Origin of the sequence: Staphylococcus sp. HMSC055C03 (assembly GCF_001809385.1) — a bacterium.
Taxonomy (GTDB): Bacteria; Bacillota; Bacilli; order Staphylococcales; family Staphylococcaceae; genus Staphylococcus; species Staphylococcus simulans.
In genome coordinates, this window is the sequence record NZ_KV797474.1 from 104,964 (window position 1) to 121,417 (window position 16,454).

11 protein-coding genes and 2 pseudogenes are annotated in these 16,454 nt (G+C 37.2%); 12 read left to right on the plus strand and 1 reads right to left on the minus strand.

Going from position 1 to position 16,454, the window contains the following annotated elements; all coding sequences use genetic code 11:
• Nucleotides 1-291: 291 nt before the first annotated feature.
• The 5 genes and pseudogenes from HMPREF2603_RS00610 (at nucleotide 292) to HMPREF2603_RS00625 (ending at nucleotide 5,337) form a co-directional block, all read left to right on the plus strand.
• Nucleotides 292-1,566 (plus strand): pyruvate MFS transporter, encoded by a 1,275-nt coding sequence (locus HMPREF2603_RS00610; RefSeq protein ID WP_002479798.1) that lies wholly within the window; start codon nucleotides 292-294, stop codon nucleotides 1,564-1,566.
• Between the two features lie 248 nt (nucleotides 1,567-1,814).
• A pseudogene (locus tag HMPREF2603_RS12950) lies at nucleotides 1,815-2,030 on the plus strand (putative quinol monooxygenase); the annotation flags it as partial.
• Between the two features lie 94 nt (nucleotides 2,031-2,124).
• Nucleotides 2,125-2,832 carry an acetolactate decarboxylase gene (budA, locus tag HMPREF2603_RS00615; RefSeq protein WP_060803588.1) on the plus strand — a complete coding sequence of 236 codons (708 nt, stop codon included), beginning with the start codon at nucleotides 2,125-2,127 and terminating at the stop codon, nucleotides 2,830-2,832.
• A gap of 131 nt (nucleotides 2,833-2,963) precedes the next feature.
• Nucleotides 2,964-4,889, plus strand: a complete 1,926-nt coding sequence (locus HMPREF2603_RS00620; RefSeq protein ID WP_060803589.1) for an FUSC family protein — start codon at nucleotides 2,964-2,966, stop codon at nucleotides 4,887-4,889.
• Between the two features lie 43 nt (nucleotides 4,890-4,932).
• Entirely contained in the window at nucleotides 4,933-5,337 is a 405-nt protein-coding gene (locus HMPREF2603_RS00625) for a DUF2188 domain-containing protein (protein WP_002479794.1), read from the plus strand.
• A gap of 191 nt (nucleotides 5,338-5,528) precedes the next feature.
• On the opposite strand, the gene HMPREF2603_RS00630 is transcribed toward HMPREF2603_RS00625, so the two are convergent.
• Entirely contained in the window at nucleotides 5,529-6,728 is a 1,200-nt protein-coding gene (locus HMPREF2603_RS00630) for a GTP-binding protein (RefSeq protein WP_002479793.1), read from the minus strand.
• Between the two features lie 261 nt (nucleotides 6,729-6,989).
• Between HMPREF2603_RS00630 and HMPREF2603_RS00635 the strand changes: the two genes are divergently transcribed.
• The 7 genes and pseudogenes from HMPREF2603_RS00635 to HMPREF2603_RS00665 form a co-directional block, all read left to right on the plus strand.
• Nucleotides 6,990-7,700 carry a GTP pyrophosphokinase gene (locus HMPREF2603_RS00635; RefSeq protein WP_002479792.1) on the plus strand — a complete coding sequence of 237 codons (711 nt, stop codon included), beginning with the start codon at nucleotides 6,990-6,992 and terminating at the stop codon, nucleotides 7,698-7,700.
• 600 nt (nucleotides 7,701-8,300) lie between these two features.
• Nucleotides 8,301-10,400 carry an AAA family ATPase gene (locus HMPREF2603_RS00640; protein ID WP_002479791.1) on the plus strand — a complete coding sequence of 700 codons (2,100 nt, stop codon included), beginning with the start codon at nucleotides 8,301-8,303 and terminating at the stop codon, nucleotides 10,398-10,400.
• Between the two features lie 162 nt (nucleotides 10,401-10,562).
• Nucleotides 10,563-11,249: a GntR family transcriptional regulator gene (locus HMPREF2603_RS00645; protein ID WP_060803590.1), complete on the plus strand. Its 687-nt coding sequence runs from the start codon at nucleotides 10,563-10,565 to the stop codon at nucleotides 11,247-11,249.
• 12 nt (nucleotides 11,250-11,261) lie between these two features.
• Nucleotides 11,262-12,797 carry a gluconokinase gene (gene gntK, locus HMPREF2603_RS00650; RefSeq protein WP_057509981.1) on the plus strand — a complete coding sequence of 512 codons (1,536 nt, stop codon included), beginning with the start codon at nucleotides 11,262-11,264 and terminating at the stop codon, nucleotides 12,795-12,797.
• Nucleotides 12,798-12,933: 136 nt separating this feature from the next.
• On the plus strand, nucleotides 12,934-14,295 hold the full coding sequence (locus HMPREF2603_RS00655) for a gluconate:H+ symporter (RefSeq protein ID WP_060803591.1): 1,362 nt from the start codon (nucleotides 12,934-12,936) through the stop codon (nucleotides 14,293-14,295).
• 70 nt (nucleotides 14,296-14,365) lie between these two features.
• Nucleotides 14,366-15,145 carry a hypothetical protein gene (locus tag HMPREF2603_RS00660; RefSeq protein ID WP_023015091.1) on the plus strand — a complete coding sequence of 260 codons (780 nt, stop codon included), beginning with the start codon at nucleotides 14,366-14,368 and terminating at the stop codon, nucleotides 15,143-15,145.
• 41 nt (nucleotides 15,146-15,186) lie between these two features.
• A pseudogene (locus HMPREF2603_RS00665) lies at nucleotides 15,187-16,443 on the plus strand (acetylornithine deacetylase); the annotation flags it as partial.
• Nucleotides 16,444-16,454: the final 11 nt, after the last annotated feature.

Below are 16,454 nucleotides of genomic sequence, written 5' to 3' on the forward strand. Positions count from 1 at the left end.
AACACCTGTGGTTTTGTGTCCAAGCTATATTGTACTAAAAATAGAATCAAATGACATCTATTTATATATCCAGCATAAGCATGTTCAAATTTAAAAATCGTAAAAGTCAGGCGTAATCATGGTTTATTCGAGGTGTTTTATAAATAACAAAATAATATTGTGTCATTCATAGTGTTCAAATTTCTGTAAAAAAGTTATTGTGAACGGTTTCAAATAGTGGTAATATTTACTAGAACAACTTAGGTCATATGATGACCTAATGTATTTTGAACACAGAAAGTTGGGATATCTATGAGTGAAAGAAAGAGTAACGTACGATGGTTCTTCGCATTTGCGTTCTTTATTATTGGGGTTATTGCCTATATGGACAGATCTAACATCTCCTTAATTGCGGCACCAATGATGGAAGATTTACATATGACGAAGGCTCAGTTTGGTTTATTAGCAACATTCTTCTCAGCGGGCTATGCCATGATGCAAGTCCCATCCGGTATTCTTGCGGAAAAATTCGGACCGCGAAAAATGTTGACGATTGCGTTGATTTGGTGGAGTGCATTTACGATTTTAACTGGTTTAGTTAAGAACCACGGTTTATTATATACTGTGCGTTTCTTATTCGGTGTAGGGGAAGCGCCGATGTATCCATCGAACGCAGTATTCAACTCATATTGGTTTACTAAAAATGAAAAAGGGCGTGCATCTAGTGCGTTACTTGCAGGGTCATATTTCGGTCCGGTTATCGCACCGATCGTGACAGTATGGATTGTAAGTTTATTTAACTGGCAAGCCGTATTCTATATCTTCGGGGCAGTTGGTTTTGTGATTGCGTTATTGTGGGTGATTATCGCAAAAGACTTACCTGAACAACATAAAATGGTTAACAATGCTGAAAAACGTTATATCATTCAAGGTCGTGATGTGGTTGATGCAGGTGAAAAACAATCTGCACCATGGAGCGCATTCTTTAAACATTTCAGTTTCTATGCGATTGCAGTTCAATATTTCGTAGTACAATTTATTGTTGGTTTATTCTTAATTTGGTTACCGACTTACGTAATGGAACAATATCATGTTAAATATACAGCATTAGGCTTATTGGCAGGGGTGCCATGGCTTGCGATGTTTATTTGCATCATGATTGCTGGTGCAATTTCAGATAGAATTTTACAAGCTGGCAAATCACGTTTTGTAGCTCGTGGTTCAATTGCGATTGTAGGTATGGTTGTCTTTAGTATTGGTTTATTATTCGCAATCCGCAGTGAAGTATTAGAAGTGAATATCGCTTGGTTAGCAGTATGCTTAAGCGGTATGGGTGTCACTACTGGTATGAGCTGGGCAGCAGCTGCTGACATCGGACGTAACTTCTCAGGTACAGTTTCAGGTTGGATGAACTTATGGGGTAACGTCGGTGCGATGTTAAGTCCATTAATCGCTGGTATTTTAGCTGATTTGATCGGTTGGACTTGGACATTACAATCATTAATTATTTTGGTTGCGATAGCTATATTAATGTGGTTCTTCGTTAAACCAGATAGTCCGCTTGTAGTCAATCGTTCTAAAATGTAAGCACAAGTATAAAATAAGATAGTAAATACAGGTCATGTTACGATGAATGAGAGAAAGGGTCTTATCAAGCGTAGCATGACCTTTTAATTTTATTATGGTTCGTTGAATTATTTTAGGGGAAAGAAAGTACTGGTAAAATATAGAAATTGGAGAGGGAAAATATGATTACAGTAATTGTTAAAACAAAAGTCAACGATATGAATTATGATAAATATACACAATTAATGGGATAATTAGTCGCAGCATCACAAGCTGAAGCATCAAATATTAGCTATGAACATTATGAAAATGCGAATATCCCAAATGCCTTTGCGATTATTGAACAATGGAGTTGTGAAGAAGGCTTCGAAAATCATAAGAAATCTGATCATTTCCAAGTGTATTGGCAAGAAATCGTACAACTTTGTCTAGATGAGCCAGAAATTATTGTCTTTGATAACCAAGAAACACTCACAGAAAATTAAGCAACAAATAAGGCAGGGCATGACTTTAGTGCTATAATAGGACATAAATAGACAAAGACATAAAGATGTCTGTCATGTCAAATCAGTAAGGAGAATGAAGAGTATGATTTACCAACATGGAACTTTGGCGACGTTAATGGCTGGAATGCTTCAAGGCACAGTATCTGTAGATGAGATGCTTGAACAAGGAGATATGGGCATCGGTACATTGACAGGTTGCGACGGTGAAGTCATTTTTATTAACGGTAACGCTTATCACGCAGATGAATACGGCGGTTTCAAACACTTAGACGGTCATGAGATGTTGCCGTTTGCGACCATTACGAAATTTGACCCTACACAGGCATTTGAAGTGTTGAATGTTACAACTCAAGATGAATTGTACGATCAAATTATGGAACGCATGAAGAGCCGCAACTTATTCTCAGCAATCCGTATCACAGGCAGTTTCAATCATGTCCATGTACGTATGATGCCGAAACAAGAGCCGCCATATACGCGATTAATGGAATCAGTGAATCGTCAACCAGAACACCATTATGATTATTTAAATGGCACAATCGTCGGTTTCTTCACACCTGAACTGTTCCATGGTGTTGGTTCAGCAGGTTTCCATTTACATTTCGTGGACCAAGACCGTACAGTAGGCGGCCATATTTTAGGCTTTGAATTAGAACGAGGCAGTGTAGAAATTTCTGATGCAGAAACGTTCGAGCAACACTTCCCAACTAAAGATGAAGCATTCTTAGAAGCAGATATTGATTACGAAAATATCGATGAAGAAATCAGAATGGCAGAATAAGCGAAACAACATCCTAACGTCAGGATATAATACGCGGGTATTATGTTCTGGCGTTTTTTATTTTCATATAGGACATAACCATCTGATAAGTTAAAAGATAGATGACTTTAATATTTGAAAGGAGAAATGGTATGGCGCACTATATCAAGTCGCTATTTAAATTTAATAAACACAATGTGAATTACAGTAAAGGAATAAGACAAGGCTTATTGATGCTGACACCGTTACTGTTAGGATATCTGTTAGGTTACTTCCAATTTGGTTTATTAATAGCGACAGGGACATTGGCTAATATTTATGTCTTTGGCGGATCTGATAAATCTAAATTACGTATTTTATGGTGGTGTGCTGTCGGGTTTGCGTTATGTATTACATTTGGAACACTGACAGTTGCAACACCGTTGCTGTTTGGAATATTGTTGCTGCTTGTTACTGTTGTAGCATACTACATATTCAGTGCTTTAGAAATTCCTGGTCCTTCAGCAACTTTCTTCATTGTAACGTTTGCGTTACCGATTAACATGCCGATTGCGCCGGAACAAGCATTGACACGTGGCGTTTTTGTATTTATCGGCGGTATCTTTGCGTTAGTAGTTGTAGCAATACTGTTAAAATTACAAGAGAAAAATACACAAGAGCGTGCCATTGAAGCGGAGTATCAAAGCTTATTAAAACTTGTTAAAGAATACGCAGATAGTGAGAAATTCAAGAAAAATACTGAGCAGTTGGTTAATCAGTTTAAATCTACAGATAAACAGCTGATTACTTCTTTTACTTCTAATAAGAAACAATCTGAACAATTACATCGTTTATATTTACTGCATAATAACGCAGAAGGTATCTTTGCTGAATTGTTAGAGTTGAAGACTAAAGAAGTCGAAACATTACCAGATGTTTTAATTGAAATGATGCAGTATATTGAACGAAGTGTTTCTTCAAGGTTAGAAGAACAAGAAATCATGCAGTGGAGAGAAAAAATAGAGCTGCCGGTTAGCTTTCAACGTTTAGAAAAACAGATTTATCGTACAGATGAAATCTTACATAGTCCGACAGGCCAAATTGAATACGAAGCGAATCTAAGACAACCATTATACGGACAACAGTTAAAATATAACTTAACATTAGATTCACTCGTATTAATGAATACTTTACGTTACAGCATGATTATGGGTGCCGCCATCTTTATCGCGTTGATGTTTGATTTTGATAAGGCGTATTGGATTCCATTGACGGCACATACGATACTGATTGGAACGAATACGATTCATAGTATGGAACGTGCCGTTGCCAGAACAATTGGTACGTTTATCGGGGTCCTCTTATTGACCGTTATTTTATCCCTTCACCCGCATATGATTGTTAGTATTATTGTACTTGCGTTAAGTGCAACGATTACTGAAGTTATTATCGGTGCGAATTATGCGATAGCGATGATTTTCATTACAACGCAAGTCATTATGTTGAACGGCCTTGCATCAGGCAAGTTATCTATTTTAATTGCTTTACCAAGGGTTGTAGATGTAGTCATCGGTGTGATTATCGCAGTCATCGGTCTCTTAATACTCGGCAGAAAAAATGCATCGCAAACATTACCAGATGCGATTGCTGAAGTGGTTCGTTATGAAATGTCTTTCTTCTATTATGTCTTCTCAAGAAATGAACATTTAGCAAAACAAGCACCGAAGTTCAGTGAATTAAAATTACGTATCAAACTAAGCAATATGAATAGTATGTACCAAAACGCACATGGTGAGTTATTTGCGGATAGTACAAAAATCAGTGCGTATTATCCAATTATCTTTGCGTTAGAAGAAATCAGCTTTATGTTATCAAGAGCGCAAAACAATCCAAAACCGCAAACGATTGATGATGTCGTTATGGGTCAGTATTTAATTGCGTTTGAAGGTATCGCGACGCACTTTGAACAACATGTACCGCTTTATCAAGGCACAGGCTTACCTTCTTTACCGCAATATACGAATATTCGCACTGCGCTGTTGAATATCCAACAATATGCACGTTTAAGAAATTCAGACAAGATTGGAGATCCTCAATAAGTGGTATAGCAATATTAAGTGATATTGAAGAGGAGGGCGTTATATGCCTTGGACATTAGATGACTATCCAAATACTTGGAAGAACTTAGATAAGTTAGAACGCAAGAAAGCAATTGATATCGGTAATGCGATGTTAAAAGATGGTTATGACGAAGGTACATTGATTCCGATTGCGACAAAACAAGCTGAAGAATGGTATAAAAATGCGTCGAAAGAAGAACTTGATGAGTTGAAAAATAAAAATATTACAAGTCATCAAAAAGATAAAGACGCGCGTCCGGAATTAAATGAAAATGATGTCGAAGTCTATAAAGAAGATAACGAGTGGAAAGTCAGAACGCATGGTGCGAAACAAGCTGCAGATAGTTATGATAAGAAAGAAGAAGCGGTTAAACGTGCCAATGAAATCGCAGATAACCGTGGCACAAAAGTACATGTTAAATCTTAAATTAAGTGCACGATAATGATTATTTAAAACAGGACTTGGGTATTTTAAAAGTACCGATTCACAGTATGCAATATAATAAGAAACTGAGCGCGTTGCATAGTGAATCAAGGGAGCAACAGATACGTTATTATAGAAGAAAGCCTCTTAACAAATTGCGTTAAGAGGCTTTCGTTTGTCTAATATACTGTTGTTTATGCTTGTGTGATTTGCCATCCATAAGGTTCTGGTAGTTGAGACCAATCTTGATCGTATTCTTCTGTTGTTAGTAAGCATTCATCTAATGATTTTGTTAATGCTTCTTGGTCTAAGTCTGTACCGATAATCACAAATTGTGTATGGCGGTCGCCAAACTCAGGATCCCAGTTTTCACGCACATCTTCACGTTCATGCAAGATTTCACGTTGTTGTGCTTCAGACATTGCCGCAACCCAGAATGTAACAGGGTGGATAGAGACTGAAGAACCTGCTTGTGACATTAAGCACGCCACATGATTATATTGTGCTAACCAAACAATACCTTTAGCACGTACAATTGTATTCGGCATATTTTCTAACCACTTATGGAAACGTTCTGCGTGGAATGGCATACGACGTTCATATACAAATGAAGAAATACCGTATTCTTCTGTTTCTGGTGTATGTGTCGCATGGCCGCCTTCTGTTAATTCTTGAAGCCAGCCTGCAGAGTTTGATGCAGCTTCAAAGTCGAATAAGCCAGTGTTTAACACATCGCTCAGTTCAACTACTGAATTTTGTGTACGGATGAATTTCGCAGTTGGTTGTAATTTGCGTAAAATACCTTCTAGTTTGTTTAATTCTTCTTCTGAAACTAAGTCTGTTTTGTTTAAGACTAAAACGTCACAGAATTCGACTTGGTCAATTAATAAATCAGCAATAGTACGTTCATCTTCTTCACTTGTACCTTGATCACGGTCAACTAATAAATCTTCTGATTTGATGTCGTTGATGAAGCGGTTCGCATCAACAACAGTAACCATTGTGTCTAAACGGCAGATGCTTGTTAAATCGATACCAAGTTCTTCATCGATATATGAGAATGTTTGTGCGACAGGTACAGGTTCAGAAATTCCTGTTGATTCAATCACGATTTGATCAATGCCGCCACGTTTAACAATATTTTCAACTTCTTTTAATAAGTCTTCACGTAATGTACAGCAGATACAACCGTTAGAAAGTTCTACTAATTTTTCATCAGTACGTGAAATGCCCCCGCCTTCAATTACTAAGTCTTTATCGATATTCACTTCACTCATGTCATTAACAATGACCGCAATGCGTAAGCCTTCTCTATTTTGTAAGATATGGTTTAATAAAGTTGTTTTACCTGAACCAAGGTACCCACTCAGTACCGTTACTGGTATTTTAGCCATAAATAAATCCTCCTATTTATATATACACGCGTTTAATCGTAATTATTACGATTTATATTGTATAGAAAAAAAGAACGGTGCGCAAGGTGATGAACCTAAACTATGAATGTTTAAAAATAAAGAATTGTCTATTAAATATGCAGAGACTCGTTTTGTATCTTTTGAAAATTTATGCGCAAATATTCGTTTGTGAATTACAAATAATTAATTTTAACTACAAACTTCGTTATAATAAAGATGTCTGAAGAACGGGGGATTTTTATGTATGTAGAGAGAAGAGAAACACTTAACCTTAATGCGCTTAAGGAAGATTTAAAACGTAATATCACAAAGTTTCAAGAACAAAATTATCGAATTGAAGAACTCGTGGACTTTGTGAGCTTACATCATTTGTATGCATCAGCGTTAGAAGAAGTCAGTACGAAGTTGAGTATTTTAGATAATGACTTCCAAATCTTATATGAACATAATCCAATTCATCATATGGAACGACGTGTTAAAGAAATCAGCAGTTTAGTACGTAAGCTGGAAACAAGGGGATTGCCAGTAACGACTGACTCTGCACGTCAAAATATTACAGATATCGCTGGAATTCGTGTGGTATGTAATTATTTGGAAGATATTGAAGTCGTAGCTTCTTTATTATTAAGACAAGCTGATGTTAAATTATTAAAACGTAAAGATTATATAGAAAATCCTAAAGAGAATGGCTATCGCAGTTTACATCTTGTAGTATCAATACCGGTGTTCTTAACAGATACGGTTGAGTATGTACCAGTCGAAATTCAAATCCGTACGATTGGTATGGATATGTGGGCCAGCCTTGAACATAAATTACGTTATAAAAATGCGACAAATACAGAAGTTTATAAAGATACATTAAAAGAATGTGCTAAAGAGATCGAAACAGTAGAGTATAAGTTGCAGAAAATGCATGGAGACATTTTAAAACAGGTCAGCCATGAAGATTAATCAGAAAGAAGTTGAGTCTATGAAGATTCAACTTCTTTTTTTATGAAAAAATCAATGTAATGTACACAGAGGTACTCAGATGGTTGGTAAATTAGTTATTTGGTATATTTAACCGAAAAAATCCAAAAAAACTTAAAAAACTTTGAAAAATGCATATTTAGTACTTGATTTATGCATAAATATGCGTTATAATTACATATGTAAGGTTGATAGAGGCGATAACTAAAGGAATTAAGTTATTTGACTTTAATTGACCAAATAATAATTATACAAATTTTAACTTGAAAACAAGACATGAAATTGCAAGGACACAATAGATAATGTAGAAGTAGAGAAATAAAAAGAACATGTAATATTAAAGTGTTTTGAATCTTTGACAAGGTGGGTATATTTGAAATGTAAGAAGTAGTTTATCTTGTCAACTAATTGAATATCCGAATTTAAAGCACTTATCTGTTAATAATATGACTCGCACAGCGAAAAAGTATTGTGTACTTGCCACAGGAAATAACATAAATGGAAGTGTAAAACAGTTATTTTAAGTCAGACAGAGATTCTTAAAATAATGGAATTTTACCAATTAACGGAGGTTATGAATATATGAATAACGGATTTTTCGGAAATGAATTTGACTCAATTTTTAGAAGAATGATGCAAGATATGCAAAATGCAGATGGAAATAAAAAATATTATATTAATGGTCGTGAAGTATCACCTGAACAATTACAAGCATTACAACAACATCAAGGTGGTCACCCTTCACAACAAGTACAAAGTGCACAACCAGGACAAGCTGGCGGTGGACAAGGCGGCGAAGACTACTTAGAAAAAGTAGGCCGTAACTTAACTGAAGAAGCAAGACAAGGCTTATTAGATCCAGTAATCGGACGTGACAAAGAAGTTCAAGATACTGCAGAAGTATTAAGCCGTCGTAATAAAAACAACCCAATCTTAGTCGGTGAAGCTGGTGTAGGTAAATCAGCAATCGTTGAAGGATTGGCACAAGCAATTGTGAAAGGTAACGTACCAGCAGCAATTAAAGATAAAGAAATCATCTCAGTAAACATTTCTTCATTAGAAGCAGGTACTCAATACCGTGGTGCTTTCGAAGAAAACATCCAACAATTGCTAGACAGCGTTAAAGAAAGAAAAAATGTCATCTTATTCTTTGACGAAATTCACCAAATCATCGGATCAGGTTCTACTGGCGGAGATTCAGGCAGCAAAGGCTTATCTGATATTATCAAACCAGCATTGAGCCGTGGTGAAATTTCAGTTATCGGTGCAACTACTCAAGACGAATATAGAAACAACATCTTGAAAGACCCAGCTTTAGCACGTCGTTTCAACGAAGTAGTTGTTAAAGAACCATCAGCACAAGATACAATCAAAATCTTAGAAGGTGTTCGTGAAAAATTCGAAGAACACCACAATGTAACATTACCTGATGATGTATTGAAAGCTTGTGTAGACTTATCTATCCAATACGTGCCACAACGTTTATTACCGGATAAAGCATTAGATATCTTAGATATCACAGCTGCACACTTAGCTGCACAAAATCCTGTAGTAGACAAAGTGGAAGTTGAAAAAGAAATTAAAGAATTAGAAGATAAAAAATCTAAAGCAGTCAGTGAAGAAGCTTATTCTGATGCAGACAAATATCAAAAAGAAATCAAAGAATTACAAGACAGACTTGAATCAGGTCATGGTGAAGGTTCAACAGCAACTGTTCAAGATGTAGCAGACACTGTAGAACGTATGACTGGTATTCCAGTATCACAAATGGACGACAATGATATTGCTCGTTTGAAAAACATTTCTAAACGACTAAAAAGCAAAATCATTGGTCAAGATAAAGCAGTAGATATGGTAGCTCGTGCCATCCGTCGTAACCGTGCAGGTTTCGATGAAGGTAACAGACCAATCGGTAGCTTCTTATTCGTAGGTCCTACTGGTGTAGGTAAAACTGAATTAGCAAAACAATTATCAATCGACTTATTCGGTAATAAAGAAGCGCTTATTAAATTAGACATGAGTGAATACATGGACCGTACAGCTGTATCTAAATTGATTGGTACATCTGCTGGTTATGTAGGTTATGATGATAACTCTAATACTTTAACTGAAAAAGTTAGACGTAACCCTTACTCAGTCATCTTATTCGATGAAATCGAAAAAGCGAACCCACAAATCTTAACTTTATTACTACAAGTGATGGATGACGGTAACTTAACAGACGGTCAAGGTAATGTCGTGAACTTCAAAAATACAATCATCATCTGTACTTCAAACGCAGGTTTCGGTGATGAAGATGAAAAAGATCGCGAAGCATTAATGGACGACCTTAAAAAATTCTTCCGTCCAGAATTCCTTAACCGCTTCAACGGTATCGTAGAATTCGTTCATTTAGACAAAGATGCATTACAAGATATCATCAACTTATTATTAGATGATGTTGCTGATACACTTGATAAAAAAGGTATCTCACTTGAAGTAAGCCAAGATGCTAAAGATTGGTTAATTGATCAAGGTTACGATGCAGAACTTGGTGCACGTCCATTACGTCGTGTGGTTGAAAGAGAAATTCGTGATCGTATAACAGACTACTACCTAGAACACACAGATGTGAAAGACATCGAAGTAACACTTGATGGCGATGACATCTTAATCAACGGTGAAAAAGTAGATTCTCTATAATCCACCACGATTGAATAATTGAATCACATTTAAATTTCACGCTCTCATCTATAGAAATATGGATGAGGGCTTTTTTATTACTTTCTTGTAAGCGATTGCAATCTTCGAAACTTTGTATTAACATACTTGTATACAAGTATGTAGAACGAAAAGAGGTGCGTGATGGAAAAACAATATCCGAAACAATGGTTAGCGAATATGACAACAGGGGAAACAGTTGCGGCTGAGTTACGTTTGAAGATTATCAATGGTGAATTGACATCAGACGATGCCTTGACTGAAAATCAAGTCGCTAAACAATTCAATGTCAGTCGTTCTCCTGTGCGTGATGCGTTTAAATTATTGAAACAAGATCAATTGATTCGTTTAGAACGTATGGGGGCAGATGTCTTAACATTTGGAGAAGCTGAACGTCGTGAAGTGTATGATTTACGCATTATGATGGAATCTTTTGCGTTTGCGCGTATTAAAGATGAAGAACGTGCAGCGTTAGCTAAAACTATGCGTAAGCATTTAGAGATGATGAAAGTAGCGGTACAGTTTGAAGATGCAGAATCTTTTACTGAACATGATATTTTGTTCCATGAAGTGTTAATTCATGCGACGAAGCACCGTTATTTACTCAGCAGCTGGAATAATATTAAACCTATTTTATTGTGTTTAATCTTGTTATCGATGCGAGATAGAATGCAGACGGACCCTGATGATTTTGAAAGAATTCATGCCAACCACGAAGTATACGCACAAGCCGTTGAACATAACGATACGACATTATTACGCGATGCATTCCATCGTAATTTTGATGATGTCGGAGATTATATCAGCGCATTATTTTTAGAGAAGAAATAAGGAGGTCAAACCATGCAGTATATGATTGGAGTCGATATTGGCACAACGAGTACGAAAGCTGTTCTTTATGATGAAAATGGTCAATATTTGTTAAAACATAATATTGGTTACGACATGCAGACACCAGATGTCGATACCTCTGAAGAAAATCCAGATGAAATTTTTGATGCCGTTTTAATGACGATTAAAGCAGTTATACGAGAAGGCAAAGTAGGACCAGATGATGTGAAGTTAATCGCATTCAGTGCACAAATGCATAGTTTAATTGCGATGGGCAACGAACAAAAACCATTAACACAAAGTATTACTTGGGCCGATAACCGCGCAAGTCGTCATGCTGAAGAAATTCGTCAACAACATCACGGACACGAAATCTATAAACGTACAGGGACACCGATTCATCCAATGTCTCCGTTATCTAAAATCTATTGGTTGAAAGATGAGCATCCAGAGATTTATCAACAAGCGACAAAATATATTGATATTAAAAGTTATGTCTTATACCAACTTTATGGACGCTATGTGATGGACCATTCTATCGCTTCAGCAACAGGTATGATGGACCTTGAAACATTGACATGGGATATACCAGCATTAGATTTGCTTGGGATTACACCAGAACAATTACCAGAACTTGTGCCGACAACATATATCTTAAAAGGAATGAAACAACGCTATGCGACACTATTAGGTTTAAACAAAGAAACACCTGTAGTTATCGGCGCAAGTGATGGCGTGTTATCAAACTTAGGTGTGAATAGTTTCAAGAAAGGTGAAGTAGCGGTTACCATCGGTACATCAGGTGCGATTCGTACTGTGATTGATCATCCAAGAACAGATGAGAAAGAACGTATTTTCTGTTATGTCTTAGATGAAGGACAGTATGTGATTGGAGGTCCAGTAAATAATGGCGGTATTATTTTACGTTGGTTGCGTGATGAATTGCTTGCGAGTGAGGTAGAAACAGCGAAACGTCTTGGTGTCGATCCTTATGATGTTTTGACAAAAATCGCAAGCCGTGTAGAACCAGGTGCGAAAGGTCTGATTTTCCATCCTTATCTTGCGGGTGAACGTGCACCTTTATGGAATGCGGATGCAAGAGGTTCGTACTTTGGTTTAACGTTATCACACCAAAAAGAACATATGATTCGTGCAGCGCTTGAAGGTATTTTATACAATCTGTATACCGTTTATCTTGCGTTAATTGAGATGATGGGTGAAACACCAACGGCCATTAAGGCAACAGGTGGTTTTGCGAAAAGTGAAATGTGGCGCCAAATGATGTCGGATATTTTTGACACGGATTTAATTGTACCTGAAAGTTATGAGAGCTCTTCTCTTGGTGCATGTGTTCTAGGACTGAAAGCATTAGGAGAGATTGAAGACTTTTCAATTATCGAAGACATGGTCGGAACAACACATGCACATCAACCGAACCAAGAAGCGGTAGAGATTTATCAGCAATTGATTAGTATTTATATTGATTTGAGTCGTAGTTTGGCTCCGCAATATCGTAAGATCGCAGATTTCCAAAGAAAACATTTATAAAAACAAAAAGCCATGAGCCATTGAGAAAAAGCAGTTGAAGTGTCTACCCATAATTATTAAGCACTTCGGCTTTTTCTTTGACTACTGATGTAAACGCTGTCAGTAAAGGTGCTCATAAGGAAAGCGAGGAAAAGTTATGTTTACAGAAATTTGGCCGTTAATCACGGTGGTCATTGGTATTTTAATTTTATTAGCACTCATTATTGTATTGAAGTTGAACACATTTATTTCCTTAATTATTACATCAATGGTCACTGCGTTGATGTTAGGTATGCCGTTAGATAAAGTCGTTGAAACCGTCGAAAAAGGGATGGGCAGCACGCTTGGACATATCGCAATTATCTTCGGTTTAGGTGCAATCTTAGGTAAGTTGCTCTCTGATGGTGGCGGTGCGACACGTATCGCAGATACCTTAATTGATAAATTTGGAGAGAAACATGTCCAATGGGCAATGGTTGTCGCTGCCTTTGTGATTGGGATTGCGTTGTTCTTCGAAGTTGGACTTGTACTATTAGTTCCTTTAGTCTTTACTCTAGCAAAACGTACGAAAGTATCTCCACTTAAAATAGGATTGCCGATGATTACAGCGTTATCTGTAACGCATGGCTTCTTGCCACCACACCCTGGTCCAGTCGTTATCGCGAAAGAATTACATGCTTCATTAGGTGAAGTATTATTATATGGTTTCATTATCGCGATTCCAGTTACGATTATTGCAGGTCCAGTATTCGGTAAAATTGCACAAAAATTAACACCGACTGCTTATACAAGAGAAGGTGACATTTCATCATTAGGTGCACAAAAAGAATTTAAAGACTCAGAGATGCCGGGCTTTGGTATCAGTGTGTTAACTGCGATACTTCCTGTTATTTTGATGTTAATCGCTACAGTTGTTCAATTGATTACAGGGAATGTAGACAATTCTAAAAATGCGTTTATCGGTATTATCAACTTTATCGGTACAGCTGATACAGCGATGTTGATCGCGGTACTCTTTGCGATGGTTACAATGGGTATCCGACAAGGCCGCAACAACAAAGCGATTATGCAGTCTGTAACAGATGCGATTTATCCGATCGGTATGATGATCTTGATTATCGGTGGCGGCGGTACGTTTAAACAAGTACTGATTGATGGCGGTGTCGGTGATACAATTGCGAAGATGTTCGAAGGCTCAACGATGTCTCCGATTTTACTGGCATGGATTGTTGCGGCAGTTCTACGTCTTGCGTTAGGTTCTGCGACAGTTGCGGCAATTTCAACAACAGGTATTGTATTACCGTTACTTCAAGCCAGTGATGTCAATGTCGCATTAGTTGTGCTTGCGATTGGTGCCGGCAGTGTAATTTTATCTCACGTTAACGATGCAGGATTCTGGATGTTTAAAGAGTACTTCGGCTTAACAATTAAAGAAACATTCTTAACTTGGTCATTACTTGAAACGATTATTTCTGTTTCAGGACTTATCTTTATTTTATTCTTAAGTTTATTTGTATAGATTTAGAACGCACGTGTCTTTCATTAGATGCGTGCTTTTTTGTTATAGTAAAGATGAAGAGGTGAAGACCATGACACGCATTGTGATAATAGAAGATATTTCGCTTACCGCAAAATACATATTAGAGACTTTGAATCCGGTACACTATGAAATTGTTGTTGTATATGACTCAAATCGAGAACCTGATCAATACCCAGGTATAATTTATCAACCAATGGATTATTTAGACTTAGCACATTGGCAGAAATACATAGAAAAAGAAGATATCGTGCTGATGAATGCATTGCCTGAAATGTTTGGAGATGGTTTGTGGCATGGTAAGCCTCATGTCCTACGTCAATTGATTAAAGATTATGTATGTGCGGCTGGACCACTTGAAGTGATTGAGTATCATGACATCATCGCATATCAAAAAGTGAAGACGAAGCAAGCTGCGTCACTTCAACAAATGTCGGTATCTCAAGACTATACAGCTCATCAAAGTATTATTGCTTATGCGCATTACTTAAAGAAAATGTCTTTAGGTCTTATTCAAGTGAAAGGACAACCTGAACGCTTTGATATTCACTTACTCAATATGAAACGTCCTTTGATTGCGATGAATCAAGTGCCATTAACGCATGGTGTCAAACTTACGCTTCAAGCAAACAGCTTGTTGTATCAACCTAAAAGTAACGCCTCAGCTTTTTATTTTATTCAAAAGCAACAATCGCTATATACCTGTTTAACGCATTTTACGCCGCGTTTACCTTGGCGCATTTATCAATCTACACAAGCAGTGATACATGAATGGGTGATGCGAGGATTTCGCAGTTATTTAAGACGCTTAAATCAGGGTAACGAGAAGTGAAACAAACATAAAACAAACAATCACATTTAGAAAGGAAGAGGAACATGGAACGTCGCTTATTTGAGTTGTTGAAATGGTTAGTGGAACATCCTACAGAAAGTCCGCCAGCACGTAATACAGATTCGTTGCAAATAGAAATACAGAATTACTTAGAAGGATTAGGCTTTGAAGTCAAACGTGAGCCTTTATATGAGAATGACAGTATAGTGGTTGGTGTATTAGCGGGTGAAAATAAGGATGCACCGAAGTTGATATTAAACGGTCATGTAGATGTCGCAAATGTAGAAGATCCTAAACATTGGCAATATCCGCCATTTAAATTAACTGAAGTAGATGATGCAGTGTATGGTCGAGGTGTCAGTGATATGAAAGGCGGCATGGCTTCGCTCTTTTATGTCTTAGAACAACTGCATGCACAAGGATTAAAACCAGAAGGTGACATCATTGTACAATCGGTTGTGGGAGAAGAAGTCGGAGAAGCAGGTACTAAGACGGCATGTGAATTAAGTCCTAAAGCTGACTTGGCATTAGTATTAGATACAAGTGATTCACAAGCGTTAGGGCAAGGTGGCGTGATTACCGGCTGGATTACAATACAAAGTAAAACGACAATTCATGATGGTGCACGCAGCCAAATGGTACATGCAGGCGGTGGCCTACATGGAGCGAGTGCGATTGAAAAGATGGCTAAAATCATTACAGCGTTAAAAGAGCTAGAACAACATTGGGCAGTTATGAAAAATTATCCAGATATGCCTGCAGGTGCTAATACGATTAATCCAGCGGTTATTGAAGGCGGTCGAAACCCTGCCTTTATCGCAGATACTTGTCGTTTATGGATTACAGTTCATTTCTTACCTGATGAAGATTATCATGAAGTGATTAAAGAAATTGAAGCGTATTTAAATCGTGTGGCTGAAGCGGATGTCTGGTTAAAAGATAATCCACTTCAATTTGAATGGGGCGGTACTTCTATGATTGAAGACCAAGGTGAAATCTTCCCAAGCTTCACACTGCCAGTAGAACATGAAGGTTTCAAAACCTTAGCAAAAGCCCATGAAACCATTCATCACACACCGCTTGATACAGGCATGTCCACAACAGTGACAGATGGTGGTTGGCTTGATGATTACGGTATTCCGACGATATTGTATGGTCCGGGATTATTAACAGAAGCACATAGTGTGGATGAGAAAATCAATAAACAAGATTTAACGGAGTATAGTGCGGTATTATTGGAATTCTTAAAAGATTGGTATCAACATCCTCAGTCAGCATCAACCATGAAAAAGCAGTAGGCAGAAGAAAA